This is a genomic window from Streptococcus sp. F0442 (assembly GCF_000314795.2).
GTDB lineage: Bacteria > Bacillota > Bacilli > Lactobacillales > Streptococcaceae > Streptococcus.
The window spans coordinates 231112-245985 of record NZ_KB373314.1; the positions used below are offsets into that span (position 1 = coordinate 231112).

General features: G+C 41.2%; 13 protein-coding genes and 2 pseudogenes. 12 read left to right on the forward strand and 3 right to left on the reverse strand.

Annotated elements, in window-relative coordinates; all coding sequences use genetic code 11:
• The first annotated feature begins 259 nt into the window (after nt 1-259).
• Together HMPREF9186_RS01290 and HMPREF9186_RS01295 are read left to right on the forward strand one after the other, a co-directional pair.
• Nucleotides 260-1054 carry an alpha/beta hydrolase gene (locus tag HMPREF9186_RS01290; RefSeq protein ID WP_442852218.1) on the forward strand — a complete coding sequence of 265 codons (795 nt, stop codon included), beginning with the start codon at nt 260-262 and terminating at the stop codon, nt 1052-1054.
• 168 nt (nt 1055-1222) lie between these two features.
• Nucleotides 1223-2233 carry a DUF1002 domain-containing protein gene (locus tag HMPREF9186_RS01295; protein ID WP_009731027.1) on the forward strand — a complete coding sequence of 337 codons (1011 nt, stop codon included), beginning with the start codon at nt 1223-1225 and terminating at the stop codon, nt 2231-2233.
• A 172-nt stretch (nt 2234-2405) separates the two neighbouring features.
• Here HMPREF9186_RS01295 and HMPREF9186_RS01300 read toward each other — a convergent pair.
• Nucleotides 2406-2918 (reverse strand): annotated as a pseudogene (locus HMPREF9186_RS01300) (GMP synthase (glutamine-hydrolyzing)); the annotation flags it as partial.
• Between HMPREF9186_RS01300 and HMPREF9186_RS01305 the strand changes: the two are divergent.
• A pseudogene (locus HMPREF9186_RS01305) lies at nt 2903-3541 on the forward strand (LPXTG cell wall anchor domain-containing protein); the annotation flags it as partial. The pseudogenes HMPREF9186_RS01300 and HMPREF9186_RS01305 sit on opposite strands and share 16 nt — an antisense overlap.
• A 140-nt stretch (nt 3542-3681) precedes the next feature.
• Here HMPREF9186_RS01305 and HMPREF9186_RS01310 read toward each other — a convergent pair.
• A complete protein-coding gene (locus tag HMPREF9186_RS01310; RefSeq protein ID WP_006148878.1) occupies nt 3682-3891 on the reverse strand; it encodes a hypothetical protein in 210 nt (69 codons plus the stop codon).
• Between the two features lie 203 nt (nt 3892-4094).
• A complete protein-coding gene (gene guaA / locus HMPREF9186_RS01315) occupies nt 4095-5660 on the reverse strand; it encodes a glutamine-hydrolyzing GMP synthase (RefSeq protein WP_009731030.1) in 1566 nt (521 codons plus the stop codon).
• Nucleotides 5661-5788: 128 nt separating this feature from the next.
• Between guaA and HMPREF9186_RS01320 the strand changes: the two genes are divergently transcribed.
• The 9 genes from HMPREF9186_RS01320 to HMPREF9186_RS01360 all read left to right on the forward strand — a co-directional run bounded on the left by HMPREF9186_RS01320 (nt 5789) and on the right by HMPREF9186_RS01360 (nt 14814).
• Nucleotides 5789-6487 (forward strand): GntR family transcriptional regulator, encoded by a 699-nt coding sequence (locus tag HMPREF9186_RS01320; protein WP_009731031.1) that lies wholly within the window; start codon nt 5789-5791, stop codon nt 6485-6487.
• Between the two features lie 234 nt (nt 6488-6721).
• Nucleotides 6722-7999 carry a glycosyltransferase gene (locus HMPREF9186_RS01325; RefSeq protein WP_009731032.1) on the forward strand — a complete coding sequence of 426 codons (1278 nt, stop codon included), beginning with the start codon at nt 6722-6724 and terminating at the stop codon, nt 7997-7999.
• Nucleotides 7996-8973, forward strand: a complete 978-nt coding sequence (locus tag HMPREF9186_RS01330; RefSeq protein WP_009731033.1) for an NAD-dependent epimerase/dehydratase family protein — start codon at nt 7996-7998, stop codon at nt 8971-8973. Before HMPREF9186_RS01325 ends, HMPREF9186_RS01330 begins: the two co-directional genes overlap by 4 nt.
• Nucleotides 8948-9775, forward strand: coding sequence for an MBL fold metallo-hydrolase (locus tag HMPREF9186_RS01335; RefSeq protein WP_009731034.1), 828 nt, complete (start codon nt 8948-8950; stop codon nt 9773-9775). Before HMPREF9186_RS01330 ends, HMPREF9186_RS01335 begins: the two co-directional genes overlap by 26 nt.
• Complete coding sequence (locus HMPREF9186_RS01340) at nt 9741-11006, forward strand: F390 synthetase-related protein (protein WP_009731035.1); 1266 nt, start codon at nt 9741-9743, stop codon at nt 11004-11006. The genes HMPREF9186_RS01335 and HMPREF9186_RS01340 overlap by 35 nt, the downstream gene beginning before the upstream one ends.
• A 12-nt stretch (nt 11007-11018) precedes the next feature.
• Entirely contained in the window at nt 11019-11963 is a 945-nt protein-coding gene (locus tag HMPREF9186_RS01345; RefSeq protein ID WP_009731036.1) for a 3-oxoacyl-[acyl-carrier-protein] synthase III C-terminal domain-containing protein, read from the forward strand.
• 79 nt (nt 11964-12042) lie between these two features.
• Entirely contained in the window at nt 12043-12375 is a 333-nt protein-coding gene (locus HMPREF9186_RS01350) for a putative DNA-binding protein (RefSeq protein WP_037613861.1), read from the forward strand.
• A gap of 33 nt (nt 12376-12408) precedes the next feature.
• Nucleotides 12409-13980 carry a signal recognition particle protein gene (gene ffh, locus HMPREF9186_RS01355; RefSeq protein WP_009731038.1) on the forward strand — a complete coding sequence of 524 codons (1572 nt, stop codon included), beginning with the start codon at nt 12409-12411 and terminating at the stop codon, nt 13978-13980.
• Between the two features lie 66 nt (nt 13981-14046).
• A complete protein-coding gene (locus HMPREF9186_RS01360; protein WP_009731039.1) occupies nt 14047-14814 on the forward strand; it encodes an alpha/beta hydrolase in 768 nt (255 codons plus the stop codon).
• The last annotated feature ends 60 nt before the right edge of the window (nt 14815-14874 follow it).

Below are 14874 nucleotides of genomic sequence, written 5' to 3' on the forward strand. Positions count from 1 at the left end.
ATGAAATCAGCGTAGTAGAGCCCACTCAACCACTGCGTCTTGCTCGACAATCCAAAAACAATTAAGAGGCTAGGACTTTTGTCCCAGCCTCTCTTATAATCTATAAATCTTTTTGTGTATTTTGGCTCTTTCATTCTCAATATTTTGAAATCATTGAATAGCTATGATAAAATACTAGTTAGTTTTAAAGTATCTTGAGGAGTTACAATTGAACAAAAAATCATTCTACGGGCTGCTTTTGGGGTTGATTCTCCTATGTATCGCTTTTTGGGGGAAGTCTCAACAAAAAACGCAGCTGGACAACACGAATTACCTACAAAATACTCGTCCTACCTTATTTTTTCATGGTTATGGATCGAGTGCCAATGCAGAAAAACACATGACAGATGCGGCAAAAAAAGCAGGGGTGACACAAACCGTTATCATTGCAAACGTGGCTGAAGATGGGCAGGTAAGGCTGACAGGGACCATTCCAAAAAGTGCAGTTAATCCAATTATCAAAGTGGAATACCAAAACAATCGCACGCCCGATCCAAAAGTCATCAGCAATTATGCCTATCAGGTAGTCAAAAAGCTTCAAGATACCTACCATTTTAAAGAGATGAACGTCGTCGCTCATTCTATGGGAAATATGTCCGTCTTATATTATCTTCTGGAACATGGAAATGATGAGAATTTACCAAAAATTATCAAGCAGGTCGCTATTGCAAACCATGTTGCTGGACTCGAAGGGATGAATTTACCCCAGGGGTTGACTCTAGATACGCAAACTGGTAAACCCTCCGCAATGAATGAGCAGTACCAGCATCTTTTAGCTCTTCGGGAAGTCTATCCTGAAAATCAAATCGATGTGCTGAATATCTATGGTGATATCGGTGGAGAGACGGATGGATCGGTTCTCAATGTTTCTTCGAAAGCCCTTCGCTACCTAGTAGTAGAGCGCGCAAAAAGCTACCGTGAAGAAAAGATTGATGGCAAAGGTGCTCAGCACAGCCAACTTCATGAAAATCCAATAGTAGATAAGTTGTTGTTCCAGTTTCTTTGGGGAAAATAAAAATGTCATGCATTCTTAAAAGAAATGTAAGCTTCTTTTAAGAAAGAAACGATATAATAAACATTGAAGTGAATAACTTTTTTATTGACTTCTTTTTTTCATCTCTAGTCAGGTGAAATAGTCAATAAAATATACTCAGCGTGGATATGAGATAGAAAGAAGAGAGAAATGAAATTAAGAAAAATTGCTTTATTTGTAGCGTCGACAGTTGCCCTCTTTAGTGGAATTCCACATGTTTCTGCAGATAGCAATGTCCAGAAAGTCATTGATGAAACTTATGTCAAACCAGACTATGTTTTGGGTTATTCTCTAGACCAAATGCAAATTGAGCAAACCTTGAATTTGCTGAACTACGATAGTTCAAAAGACAAAGAAGAGTGGAAGACCATGACACCAGAGGTTTACTCTTCGATTATGAACGTTGCGAACGATGATAGTCTAGAACTCTATTCCTCCGTTAAAATTCAAAAGTTAGGCAAAAATAAGCCACTAGAAGTGAATATCGTGACACCTCAAAACATCACCAAGGTTACTGCAGATATGTATCGGAATGCGGCTGTTACACTTGGATTAGAGCATGCTCAAATTACTGTAGCTTCACCCATTCAGGTAACTGGGGAAAGTGCTTTGGCTGGTATTTATTACTCATTGGAAAAAAATGGTGCCAAGGTTTCTCAAGAAAGCAAAGATCTGGCTCAAGAAGAATTAACGACCTTGGCTGGGATCAATGAAGAGAATGCTGGCAAGAAAAACTTCGATGCAGATAAGTTAAACGTCGCATTGACTGACATTAAAACAGCAGTAGCCAATGCCAAACAGAACAATCAGGATTTGAGTAAGGATGATATCCGGAAAATCGTCGAAGAAACCCTGAAAAACTACAAGTTAGATACGACTGTGACAGGCGACCAGATTAATTTGATTGTCAATTTCGCAGTGAATCTTTCAAAGAGTAGTGTTATCAGTAGTAAAAGTTTTACCAAGACATTAACGGATTTGAAAAATAGTATCGTAGACAAGGCGGGCGATACCTTTAACAATATCAACATCAATTTTGATACAGATTCTATTTTAAAAGACAGTGGTAATTTCTTTACAAATGTGTGGAATGCCATTGCCGGATTCTTCGGAGCTATCTGGGATATGATTGTCAAATTCTTTAGTAGTTTGGTTGGATAAGTAGAAATAGGAAAGCACTCCTGACAAGACATCAGAGTGCTTTTTGTGTGTGATTTCCCATTTTTAGAACTGCTAAATTCTTATTTAAAGCTCGTGAATCAAGGTCCCCCGGACCTTTAACTCGCTCTATTGTTTTAAAGCTCGTGAAAAAAAGGTCCCCCGGACCTTTTTTTTATTCCCACTCAACAGTTGCAGGTGGTTTACTTGTGATATCGTAGACGATGCGGTTAACGTGGTCAACTTCGTTTACGATACGGACTGAGATTTTTTGGAGAACTTCCCATGGGATTTTGGCAAAGTCAGCTGTCATTCCATCGATAGAAGTGATGGCACGGATGGCAATGGTATAGTCGTAAGTACGACCATCGCCCATAACCCCTACGGAACGAACGCCAGTGTTAACAGTGAAGTATTGCCAGATATCACGGTCAAGACCAGCTTTGGCGATTTCTTCACGGAGGATAGCATCTGATTCGCGGACTGTTTCAAGTTTTTCTTCAGTGATTTCTCCCATGACACGGATGGCAAGTCCTGGACCTGGGAATGGTTGGCGCCATACGATGTGATCTGGCATGCCAAGTTCTGTTCCGAGGGCACGAACTTCATCCTTGTAAAGAGTGTTGAGCGGTTCGATGAGTTCAAACTGCATATCTTTTGGAAGACCACCCACGTTGTGGTGAGACTTATTTTACAACAAATCCAGTTGAACTTGAAAAAGCTTTAGAAAAAATTAAGATTGCACATGGGGGAGATTCTCCTGAAACAGCAACTCCTGCTCTCACAAAGATTGTTTCTACTTATGACTGGTCTAAGTCACCAAAAAATAAAAAGTTTGTGGTGTTGTTAACAGATGCTAGGATGAAAGAAGATCCGTCAATTCCATCTATCGCTGAGACATTAACAACTCTGAAAAAAGCTGGTATTGATAGAATCGTAGCGACAACCTTGTATAATCAACGAAACTATAAAGATTTTGTGTCTGAGGGACGTTTAATGGATATTGATCGTAACTTGGCTGACTCTTTAACTAAGGATGCAGCTTCATGGATTGTGGAAACAGTCAGTGAGGGACGTCAGTACAAGGTAACAAAAGACAGCTACCAATTCTACTTGGAACGTCGTACAACTGTGCCAGTTTTGGAGCAGAAAGAAACTCCTAAACCAGCACCTACTGCTTACAAACCAGAACCGGCTAAACTTCCTGAAACAGGAAGCAATGATTCTAGTAATCAAACTCTTTTGGGTCTAGGTATTATGCTCGCAGGTTTTGGATTGGCTACAAGCGCTAGAAAATCAAAAGAACAGTAAGATAAATTAATAAAAACAAAACACCTGAAGTAGAGCTATATTGGCTTTTATCAGGTGTTTTTTTCTTATAATATGAGAGCTGTTAGAATTAGACTAAAGTAGGTGTGGTTCAAATATTCTGATGGGATTTTTATGTTTCTTTACGATGATTTCCAGAAAAATTTCCTATAAATTTTAGCAATCGTTAAAACGATAACGTAAACGATACCCAAGATGGTTAAAACAAATTTTCCAGGACTCACTTCTGATCCGATAATAAAGATATGAAAGAGAGGAGCGAGGCCAATGCACACGTATATCAGATAAGTAACAAGGTTTAATTCACCAAATCCTGCAAAAAAATCTTTCATTTAAATTCTCCTACAATATATTTTTAATGTCAGTATACTATAAATAAAAGAAAAGAACAAAAGATAAATCAATAAAAATAAAAGACCTGAATTAGAGTTATATAGGCTTTTATCAGGTGTTTTTTGATTATGAGTTTTGGTACTAACATGGAAATAAAAACGCTGAAATCATTGATTTCAAGCGTTTTTTTGAATAACTTACTCTACTCCCACTCAACAGTTGCAGGTGGTTTACTTGTGATATCGTAGACAATACGGTTAACGTGGTCAACTTCGTTTACGATACGGACTGAGATTTTTTGGAGAACTTCCCATGGAATCTTCGCAAAGTCAGCGGTCATTCCATCGATAGAAGTGATAGCACGGATGGCAATGGTATAGTCGTAAGTACGGCCGTCACCCATAACACCTACAGAACGAACGCCTGTGTTAACAGTGAAGTATTGCCAGATATCGCGGTCAAGACCAGCTTTGGCGATTTCTTCACGGAGGATAGCGTCTGATTCACGAACAGTTTCAAGTTTTTCTTCAGTGATTTCTCCCATGACACGGATGGCAAGTCCTGGACCTGGGAATGGTTGGCGCCATACGATGTGGTCTGGCATGCCAAGCTCAGTACCGAGAGCACGAACTTCATCCTTGTAAAGAGTGTTGAACGGCTCGATCAGTTCAAACTGCATATCTTCTGGAAGACCACCCACGTTGTGGTGAGATTTGATGGTTTGAGCAGTATCCGTACCTGACTCGATAACGTCTGTATAGAGTGTTCCTTGAGCCAAGAATTTCACGTCTGTTAGTTTGCTTGCTTCGTCGTCAAAGACATAAACAAACTCGTTACCGATAATCTTACGTTTTTGTTCAGGGTCAGATACACCAGCCAGTTTATCAAGGAAACGTTTAGCAGCATCTGCTTTGACGATATTCAAACCAAACTTACCACCAAGCATCTCCATGACTTGGTCAGCTTCCCCTTTACGAAGAAGACCGTGGTCTACAAAGATACAAATCAATTGATCGCCGATGGCTTTTTGGAGAAGAACACCAACTACAGAAGAGTCAACACCTCCAGAAAGTCCGAGGAGTACACGTTTGTCTCCAACTTTTTCGCGGATTTGTTTGATTTGCATCTCGATGAAGTTATCCATAGTCCAGTCACCTTTGGCACCACAGATATTCAAGGCAAAGTTACGAAGGATATCATAGCCGTGAACAGAGTGACGAACCTCAGGGTGGAATTGGATTCCGTAGATTTTTTTATCAGGATTTTCAATCGACGCAAATGGACAGTCAGCAGAAGTACCAGTGCGGATAAAGTCGGCCGGAATTTCTGTAACAGCATCTCCATGGCTCATCAAGACCAATTGTTTGTCTGGTGTGCCTGCGAAGAGAGCAGAAGACTCCGTCAAGCCAAGCTCAGATTGACCATACTCACGGTTACCAGCGTCCCCTGCGGGTACAACCTTTCCTCCAAGCTTGTGAGTCAATAGCTGCATTCCATAACAGATCCCAAGAATTGGAATTCCAAGTTCAAAAATTTCAGGATCAATATCGAAAGACCCTTCTTCATACACTGAGTTTGGTCCGCCTGAAAGAACGATCCCAACTGGATTGATTTCACGAACTTCAGCTGCAGTAATTTTGTGGCTCTTCAATTCCGAAAAGACACCAATCTCACGAATACGACGTGAAATAAGCTGATTGTACTGGCTACCGTAGTCAAGCACGATGATCTTTTCAACATCATGCAAATCAGTTGATAGGTTTGTCATCTTATCCCCTTCTTATAGAAATTTACTTTCCTCTATTCTAACACAAATGCCTTGTCTTTACCAATCTCTGATTGAAGAATTAGGAATTTTACGCTACAATAGAGGTAACACAGAGAAAGAGCAATGTTATGATTCCAGCTTACATTCAAATCCATGATCAGATTAAATCTGAGATTGATCAAAAAATATGGAAAATTGGAGAACGGCTTCCCAGTGAACGTGATCTAGCTGAAAAATTCCAGGTGAGTCGGATGACTCTTAGGCAGGCCATTACCCTTCTGGTTGAAGAAGGAGTACTTGAAAGACGGGTAGGAAGTGGTACCTTTATCACTAGCACGCGCGTCCAAGAAAAAATGCGAGGCACAACCAGTTTTACTGAGATTATGAAATCTCAAGGTAAGGAACCTTCTAGTCAAGTGATTTCTTACCGTAAAACCATTCCTAGCCTCCAAGAAGTGGATAAATTAGGCATCGATAAGACAGACACCATCATTCGGATGGAACGGGTCCGATATGCCGATGGGATTCCTGTCGTTTATGAAGTGGCTTCCATTCCAGAGAAATTTATTAAGAATTTCAATCGCGAAGAGGTGACCAGTCATTTCTTCCAAACTCTGGAAGAACATGGTTATAAGATTGGAAAATCGCATCAGACTATCTATGCGCGATTAGCTAAAGATAAGATTGCTGACTATTTGCAGATTTCAAAAGGACAGGCTATTTTAGGATTGACACAGGTTTCCTATTTTGAAGACGGGACTGCTTTTGAGTATGTGAAAAGCCAGTATGTAGGCGAACGTTTCGAATTTTATTTGGAAAACAATTAAGCGAACAATGAACAGAAATAGAAAACTCTTCAAATGTCCGACGCAGATTCTCCGGGCATTTGGGAGCTTTTTTAGTGAGAACTCGTTCTTTCTAAGTAGTGATAGTATGGTCAAAATAAAAGATTTAAAAAAAATTTAAAAAAATTTTATTTTTTCTTCAATTTTTGATTTTTTTTACGAATTAATAGATAGAAGCTAGTTTTAGATCTAAAAAAAGATATAAGGCAGGAAAAAATGAAAAAAATTAAAATTGATGTGGTAGCTGTTCCCTTGAGTGGGCATCTGTACCCAACTTTAAATCTCGTCAAACCCTTATTGGATGATCCAAGCATGGAAATCCGGGTTTTCACAGGTCCTCAGAAAAAAGCGGTCACAGAAAGTCTCGGCTTCACGGTCGTTCCGATTCTAGAGGACAAAGTAGAAGAGTTTGAACGTGCGGCTAATAACGATAAAAAACACAATCTATTTTCAGCTTATCGTCAATTGTCCAAGAGTCTCGATTTGATTAATCATGTATCGGATCAATTGTTAGAGGAGTGGCGTGTCAATCGTCCAGATATTGTCATTGCTGATTTTATCACTCTATCAGCTGGCTTTGTGGCAGAACAGTTGGAAATCCCTTGGATTACCACCATGGCAACCCAATTTGCAATCGAAACTCCTTATGGTCCTCCTTGTTTCTTTGGAGGAATGGGCCTTGCTCGTTCCAAAAAGGAAGAGAGAATCCAGCGATTCTGTCGAAAACTCACGCGCGTGGCGAAATACTGTGGAGCATTCCTTCTACGTAATCGCTTAAAACGCTACAATTTTAAGGTATACAATCAAAATGGAGTGGAGACGATCTATTCTCCTTATGCGATCTTTGGAATTGGGATGATGGAGCTGGAGTTGAAAACACATTTCCCTCATCAATATGCTTGGCTTGGTCCTTTGGGGACTTCTCTTGAAAAATCAGAAGATTATCCTTTGGATCTCAGCCTTTATGAAGACAAAAAGAAGGTTCTCGTGACTTGTGGGACTCAGTTGCCGTGGGCAAAAGAAAATTTGCTCCAGCAAACCAAGCAGTTAGCCAAAGAGCATCCAGAATGCCACTTCTTTGTCACCCTAGGAGATGGAGCAAAAGAATTTTCTGAAGAAGAAGTGGCCTCAAATGTGACTCTCGTAACTTATCTCCCTTACAAAGAATACATACCACAAATAGACTATGTGATTCACCATGGAGGGGCTGGAATCTTTTATCAGTGCATCGAATTTAAGAAACCAGCCTTGATCTTGCCACATGATTATGACCAATTTGACTATGCCATTCGAGGAGTAGAAGCAGGGATTGCTTTTCAAGCTCATCGAAATCGCACTGAAGAAATTCAAGCAGGTTTTAACGCACTTTTAGAAAAAGAATCTTGGGAAGAGTTAGCGAGACTTAACAAACTATCAAAAACCTACAAACCGTTGGATACCTTAGAGTTTGAAATTCAACGATTATTAAGACGTGGAACGGATGGGAAACTATGAAAATTCTTGTAACAGGTGCGACTGGCTTCCTTGGAAAATATGTGATTGAGGAGTTATTGGATCACGACTATTCTATTGTAGCCTTTGGCCGAAACGAAAAAGTTGGGAAGGCTCTGGAAAGTGAGCGCGTCCAATTTGTTAAAGGAGATTTGAGCTCTATTGAGGAACTAAGTCAAGCATTTCAGGAAATTGATGCTGTTATTCATGCAGGAGCCTTGTCCACTGCTTGGGGACCTTGGAAGGCTTTCTATCAGGCAAATGTAGTTGGTACTCAAAATGTCCTTGACTTGTGCCGTGAATATGCAGTAAAACGCTTGGTTTATGTGTCTTCTCCCAGCATTTACGCAGCTGGAAAAGACCAATTCGATATCAAGGAAAGTGATGCTCCAAAAGAAAACCACCTCAATAATTACATCAGAAGCAAATTGGCTTCTGAAAAACTATTTCCTGACTATCCAGATGTGCCAAGTATTATCTTGCGTCCGAGAGGATTATTTGGTGTGGGAGATACCAGTATCTTGCCTCGGGTTTTACGCCTCAGTCGAAAAATTGGAATTCCGTTGATTCGAGGGGGAGAGCAGCTCATGGATATGACCTGTGTGGAAAATGTCGCTCTAGCCATTCGTTTGGCTTTGGAAGCAAAAGAAGCACACGGGCAGGTTTATAATATTACAAATGGAGAACCAAAGACCTTTAAGTATTTGATTGAAACAACACTAAAAGGGTTAGGAGAACCTATCCGCTATCGGAAAATTCCAGCAGGTCTAGTAGCAGGTGTGGCGTACAGCCTTGAAGGGCTGTATCGATTATTTCATCTGAAAGCTGAACCCCCCTTGACTCGCTACACTTATTATCTCCTTCGTTATAGCCAAACTCTCGATATTCAAAAGGCCCAAACAGAACTTGGCTACTATCCAAAAATGACCATTGAAGAAGGGATTGACAAGTATGTCCAACATGATCGAGCACATTGATTATTTTCCAGCAGGTTTTTGTAGCAGTCATTCTAGACTCTTATTTAAAGGGATTCCGAATAAAAAAATGCAATTTCCAGCAGGTGTCTTTTTAATTCATCATCGTGAAAAAGGCTATATTTTGTACGATACTGGCTATCATTATGAGATCAAGAAAAAAGCACGGTATTTCTGGTACCGTCTAGCAACGCCTATGCAGATGAAAAAGGAAGACCAGATTGACTACTTATTGCAAGAGCGTGGAATTGATCCAGCAGCCATTTCCTATGTGTTTCTTTCGCATTTGCACCCGGATCATCTCGGCGGAGCAGCACTTTTTCCAAATGCTCATTTCTTTGTAACTCAGGAAGTCTATGAAGTGTACCAGAAGCCGAAATTCAAAGATCTGATTTTTAAAGAGTTTCTTCCAGCTGATTTCAAAGATCGTGTGACTTATCTCAAAGCAGATCAAAGGCATCCTGCTTTCCCTTACCGCCCGACTGCGGACCTATTTGGTGATGGGAGTATTCTCGTATCATCTATCGATGGGCATGCAAGAGGGCAGGGGTGTCTGTATATGGATGAGCTAAAACTCTATATAGGTGCAGATCTATGCTGGGGAGTGGATCTCTTGCCTTACACACGAAAAATGCGTCTCATTCCTTCCTTTGTACAGGACAATAAGAAGGCCTATCTCCAGGGGGCAGATTTGCTAGAGAAACTATTACAAGAGGGCATTCAAGTTGTGGTCAGCCACGACCCGCAAGAACGCATTGAAAGGATTTTAAATGAAAAAAATAGTCTTTCTGAAAACCTTTATTGAAACGAGATGGTGCCATCGATTCCGTTCAAAGGAAACCTTAGAAAAGTACCAAAAAAAGCAATTGGCTCGCTACCATGCTTTTATCACATCTCACTCTCCCTATTTTCAAACCCATTCTCCTGAATCGTTTGGGACTATGGATAAGAATTTCATGATGACGCATTTCAATGAACTTAATACCCTGAGCGTGGATCGAGATCAGGCATTAGAGATGGCCATACGTGGGGAACAAACACGAGATTTTACCGAAATGAATGGAGAAGTAGCAGTAGGCTTGTCCTCTGGAACCTCCGGTCACCGAGGGGTCTTTGTCACCACAGAAAAAGAAAGAAGTATGTGGGCTGCAGCAATTTTAGCTAAGATGTTGCCAAAAGGAAACCTGTTTGGTCATCGCATTGCTTTTTTCTTACGTGCTGATAACGAACTCTATCAAACCATTAATTCGTCCCTTATTCGATTAGAGTATTTTGATATCTTCAAGGATAGTAAGGAGCATTTAGAGCGCCTCAAAAACTATCAGCCAACCATTGTAGTGGCGCCAGCTTCCACCTTGATTGAGTTAGCTAACTATGTCACTAATCAGCAACTTGCTCTTCACCCTGTCAAGGTTGTCTCTGTCGCAGAGATCCTAGAGGATAGAGATGCTCAGTCAATCGCCAGAGCCTTTCAACTAGAAAAGGTTGATCAGGTCTACCAAGCGACAGAAGGGTTTTTAGCTTGTACTTGTTCAGAAGGTAATCTTCACCTCAACGAAGATATTTTGTATGTCGAAAAAGAGTATCTGGATGATAGCCGCTTTTATCCGATTATTACTGATTTTAAACGAACCAGTCAACCCATCTATCGCTACCGACTCAATGATATTTTAGTAGAAGAAAAGCCTCCCTGTCCTTGTGGATCCGTTTTTACTCAAATCGCGAAAATCGAAGGACGATCGGACGATATCTTCTATTTCCAAAAAGTTGATGGAAACAGCCAAACCATCTATCCAGATTTTATTCGCCGGTGCATTTTATTCGTTGAAAATATTCAGGACTATCAAGTGACTCAGCTGACAGATGGATCTATTACCATCGCCTTGAGTAATCGTTCCGACTTTATTGAGAAGGCGATCTTTGCCCAATTTGAACTCTTAGCTCAACAAAAACAATTCATTCTCCCAAGTATTCAATTTATTGATTACCAATGGGACCCAACACGTAAATTAAAACGTGTTCAACGACTTCAATAAAAGGAGAATCCTATGACTACTGTAAAAAGACATCTACAAATCAAAGGCTATGGAACAGCGCTTCCAGCTCATACAGTGAACTTCAAAGACCAGACTCGTTACCGGGTGAAAGAAGGAGAAGAAACACAGATTGATCTAGCAGCGCGTGCAATTAAAGCTGCTTTAAAACATGCAGGGCTTGAAATGACAGATATCGACTGCCTGGTTTCGGCTAGTGCGGTTGGCGTTCAGCCTATTCCTTGTACGGCTGCTTTGATCCATGAGCGCGTGGCCAAGGGACTGACGATTCCAGCCATGGATATTAATACCACCTGTACTAGTTTTGTATCAGCCTTAAGCACCATTTCCTATCTGATTGAAGGTGGTGAGTACAAGCGTGTCCTCATTGTTTCAAGTGAAGTAGGAAGTCTTGGTCTTAATCCTAAACAAAAAGAGAGTTTTGAATTATTCAGCGATGGAGCAGCTGCCTTTATTTTTGAAGCAACAAGCCAAGACAAAGGAATCATTGCCAGCATGCAACGTACCTGGTCTGAGGGAGCACATGATACTGAAATTCGGGGTGGTTTGACAGCTTATCATCCGAAATTGTACTCTGAAGCAACCAAGACTGATTTCATGTTTGACATGAAAGGGAAGAAAATTCTCTTACTTTCTGCTCGTGTTATTCCAGAAATGTTCCAAGAATTCCAAGAGAAATCAGGCATTTCTAAAGATGCTGTAGACTATATTATTCCCCACCAAGCTAGCCGGGCCTTGCCACTCGTCATGGACAAATTGGGAGTTGGCAAAGACAAGTATCTCAATATTGTCAGCGATTATGGCAATATGGTTTCGGTAGCCGTGCCTTTCGGTTTAGCCTATGCGCTTGATCATGGCAATGTGAAGGAAGGTGATACCATCTTCTTGATGGGAACTGCGGCAGGGATGACGGTCAATATGTTGGCACTGAAACTCTGATGATGATTCCTCTCATTTCAACGTAAAAAGCATCAAGTCCCGCTAGTCTTTAGCGGGCTTTTTTGATATAATGAAAGGTATGGAAATTGAGAAAACCAACCGAATGAATGCGCTCTTTGAGTTTTACGCAGCGCTCTTGACAGACAAGCAAATGAATTATATCGAGCTCTATTACGCAGATGACTACAGCTTGGCTGAGATTGCGGAAGAGTTCGGTGTCAGTCGTCAAGCTGTTTATGATAATATCAAGCGGACGGAGAAGATTCTAGAGGATTATGAAATGAAGTTGCACATGTACTCGGACTACATTGTACGCAGCCAGATTTTCGACCAGATCTCTGACAAGTATCCTGATGATGCTTATCTGCAAGAGCAGATCGCTGTCTTATCTAGCATTGATAACCGAGAATAAAAAGATTAAAATACCTGTAATAGGAGAAGTAGTATGGCATTTGAAAGTTTAACCGAACGTTTACAGAACGTCTTTAAAAATCTTCGTAAGAAAGGGAAAATCTCTGAAGCGGATGTCCAAGAGGCAACCAAAGAGATTCGTCTAGCCCTCTTAGAGGCCGACGTTGCCCTTCCTGTTGTAAAAGACTTCATCAAACGCGTCCGGGAGCGGGCCGTAGGGCATGAGGTCATTGAAACCCTCAACCCTGCCCAACAAATCGTGAAGATTGTCGATGAAGAATTGACAGCCATTTTGGGTTCTGAGACAGCAGACATTATCAAATCTCCAAAGATTCCAACCATTATCATGATGGTCGGTCTTCAAGGGGCTGGTAAAACAACTTTTGCTGGTAAATTGGCTAACAAATTGGTCAAGGAAGAAAATGCACGTCCTTTGATGATTGCGGCCGATATCTATCGTCCAGCAGCCATTGACCAGTTGAAGACTCTTGGTCAACAGATCAATGTCCCTGTCTTCTCACTCGGTACAGAAGTCCCTGCAGTCGAGATCGTACGTCAAGGTTTGGAGCAAGCAAGAGCCAACCACAATGACTATGTCTTGATCGATACGGCCGGTCGTCTGCAAATCGATGAAAAACTCATGGGCGAGTTGCGTGATGTCAAAGCCCTTGCTGAGCCGAATGAAATCCTCTTGGTTGTCGATGCCATGATCGGTCAAGAAGCAGCCAATGTGGCGCGTGAGTTTAACGAACAACTCGAAGTGACCGGGGTCATCTTGACCAAGATTGATGGGGATACCCGTGGTGGTGCAGCCCTTTCTGTCCGTCAGATTACTGGGAAGCCAATCAAATTCACTGGTACTGGTGAAAAAATCACTGATATCGAAACCTTCCACCCAGACCGCATGTCTGGTCGGATCCTCGGTATGGGGGATATGCTGACGCTGATTGAGAAGGCTTCACAAGAATACGATGAGAAACGCTCTCTTGAACTCGCTGAAAAGATGCGAGAAAATACCTTTGACTTCAATGACTTTATCGACCAGTTAGACCAGGTTCAAAACATGGGACCAATGGAAGATCTTCTCAAGATGCTTCCAGGTATGGCCAACAATCCAGCTATGAAGAACCTCAAGGTCGATGAACGAGAAATTGCTCGGAAACGCGCGATTGTATCTTCTATGACCCCAGCTGAACGCGAAAATCCAGATTTGTTGAACCCTAGCCGTCGTCGTCGGATTGCTGCTGGTTCAGGAAACAGCTTTGTCGAAGTGAACAAATTCATCAAGGACTTTAACCAAGCCAAACAGATGATGCAAGGGGTCCTATCTGGCGATATGAACAAGATGATGAAACAAATGGGGCTTAATCCAAATAATATGCCGAAGAATATGCCAGGTGGCATGCCTGATATGTCTGCCCTCGAAGGGATGATGGGACAAGGCGGGATGCCTGACTTGTCAGCTCTTGGCGGAGGCGCTGGCATGCCTGACATGAGCCAAATGTTCGGTGGTGGTCTCAAAGGAAAAGCCGGCGAATTCATGATGAAACGGGCGATGAACAAGATGGCCAAACAAATGCGCAAGAATAAGAAAAAACGGAAATAATCTTTTCTAATAAGGGCCTAGAACACACTGTTCTGGGTTCTTTTAGAAACTACTACTAGAGGAAACATGTTAAAAAAACTATTTCAACAAGTCATTCGTTTCTTTGTAAGACTGTTTTCTTCCCACAGAAAGCCCTTTGAATTTCCTAAAGGGTCAAAGAAACCACCGATCAGACCAATCATCTTTGTACCTGGGAGTTCAGCCAGTATCCAGCGATTCAACGGAACCATCCGCATGCTCCATCGCTTTTCTAGAAAAAAACAGAGTCTCTTAAAAATAAAAGTCAACAAAGATGATTCTATAGAGATGGAAGGAAGACTGAATACGAAAGAGCCGAATCCGATGATTGTGATTGGCTTTGAGAACAATCGAGATGGTTACAGCAATATCAAGCAGCAAATCGAATCCCTTAAGATCGCTTTAACCTATCTTCTTGATCACTATTATTTTACAGAGTTCAAGGCAGTCGGACACTCCAATGGTGGACTAGTTTTGACTGGCTTATTGGAAAGTGGTTTTTTAGAAAAGAAAAAGCTGAGCGTAAGGAAGCTCGCTATTATTGGTAGTCCTTACCGATTCAATCAAGAGATGTATGACGATTTTCAGACACGGAAGCATCGCTTAGAAAAAGAAGTAGAGGTCCTTAACTTTGTCGGTAGCTTTGCTGGGAAATCAGACGGGATCGTCCCTCTTTCTAGTGCTCAAGCAGCACAATCAATTTTTGAGAAACAAGCCTATACAGAAGTAAATTTAAAAGGACGCAAGGCTCATCATTCAGCTTTACCCACTAATCCAGATCTAGTGAAACAATTAAGTCTATTTTTGAATCTATAAGCAAATTACATAATTTCGGTTATGTAATTTTTATTTGTCTCTTGCAATCCTTAAGTAAAT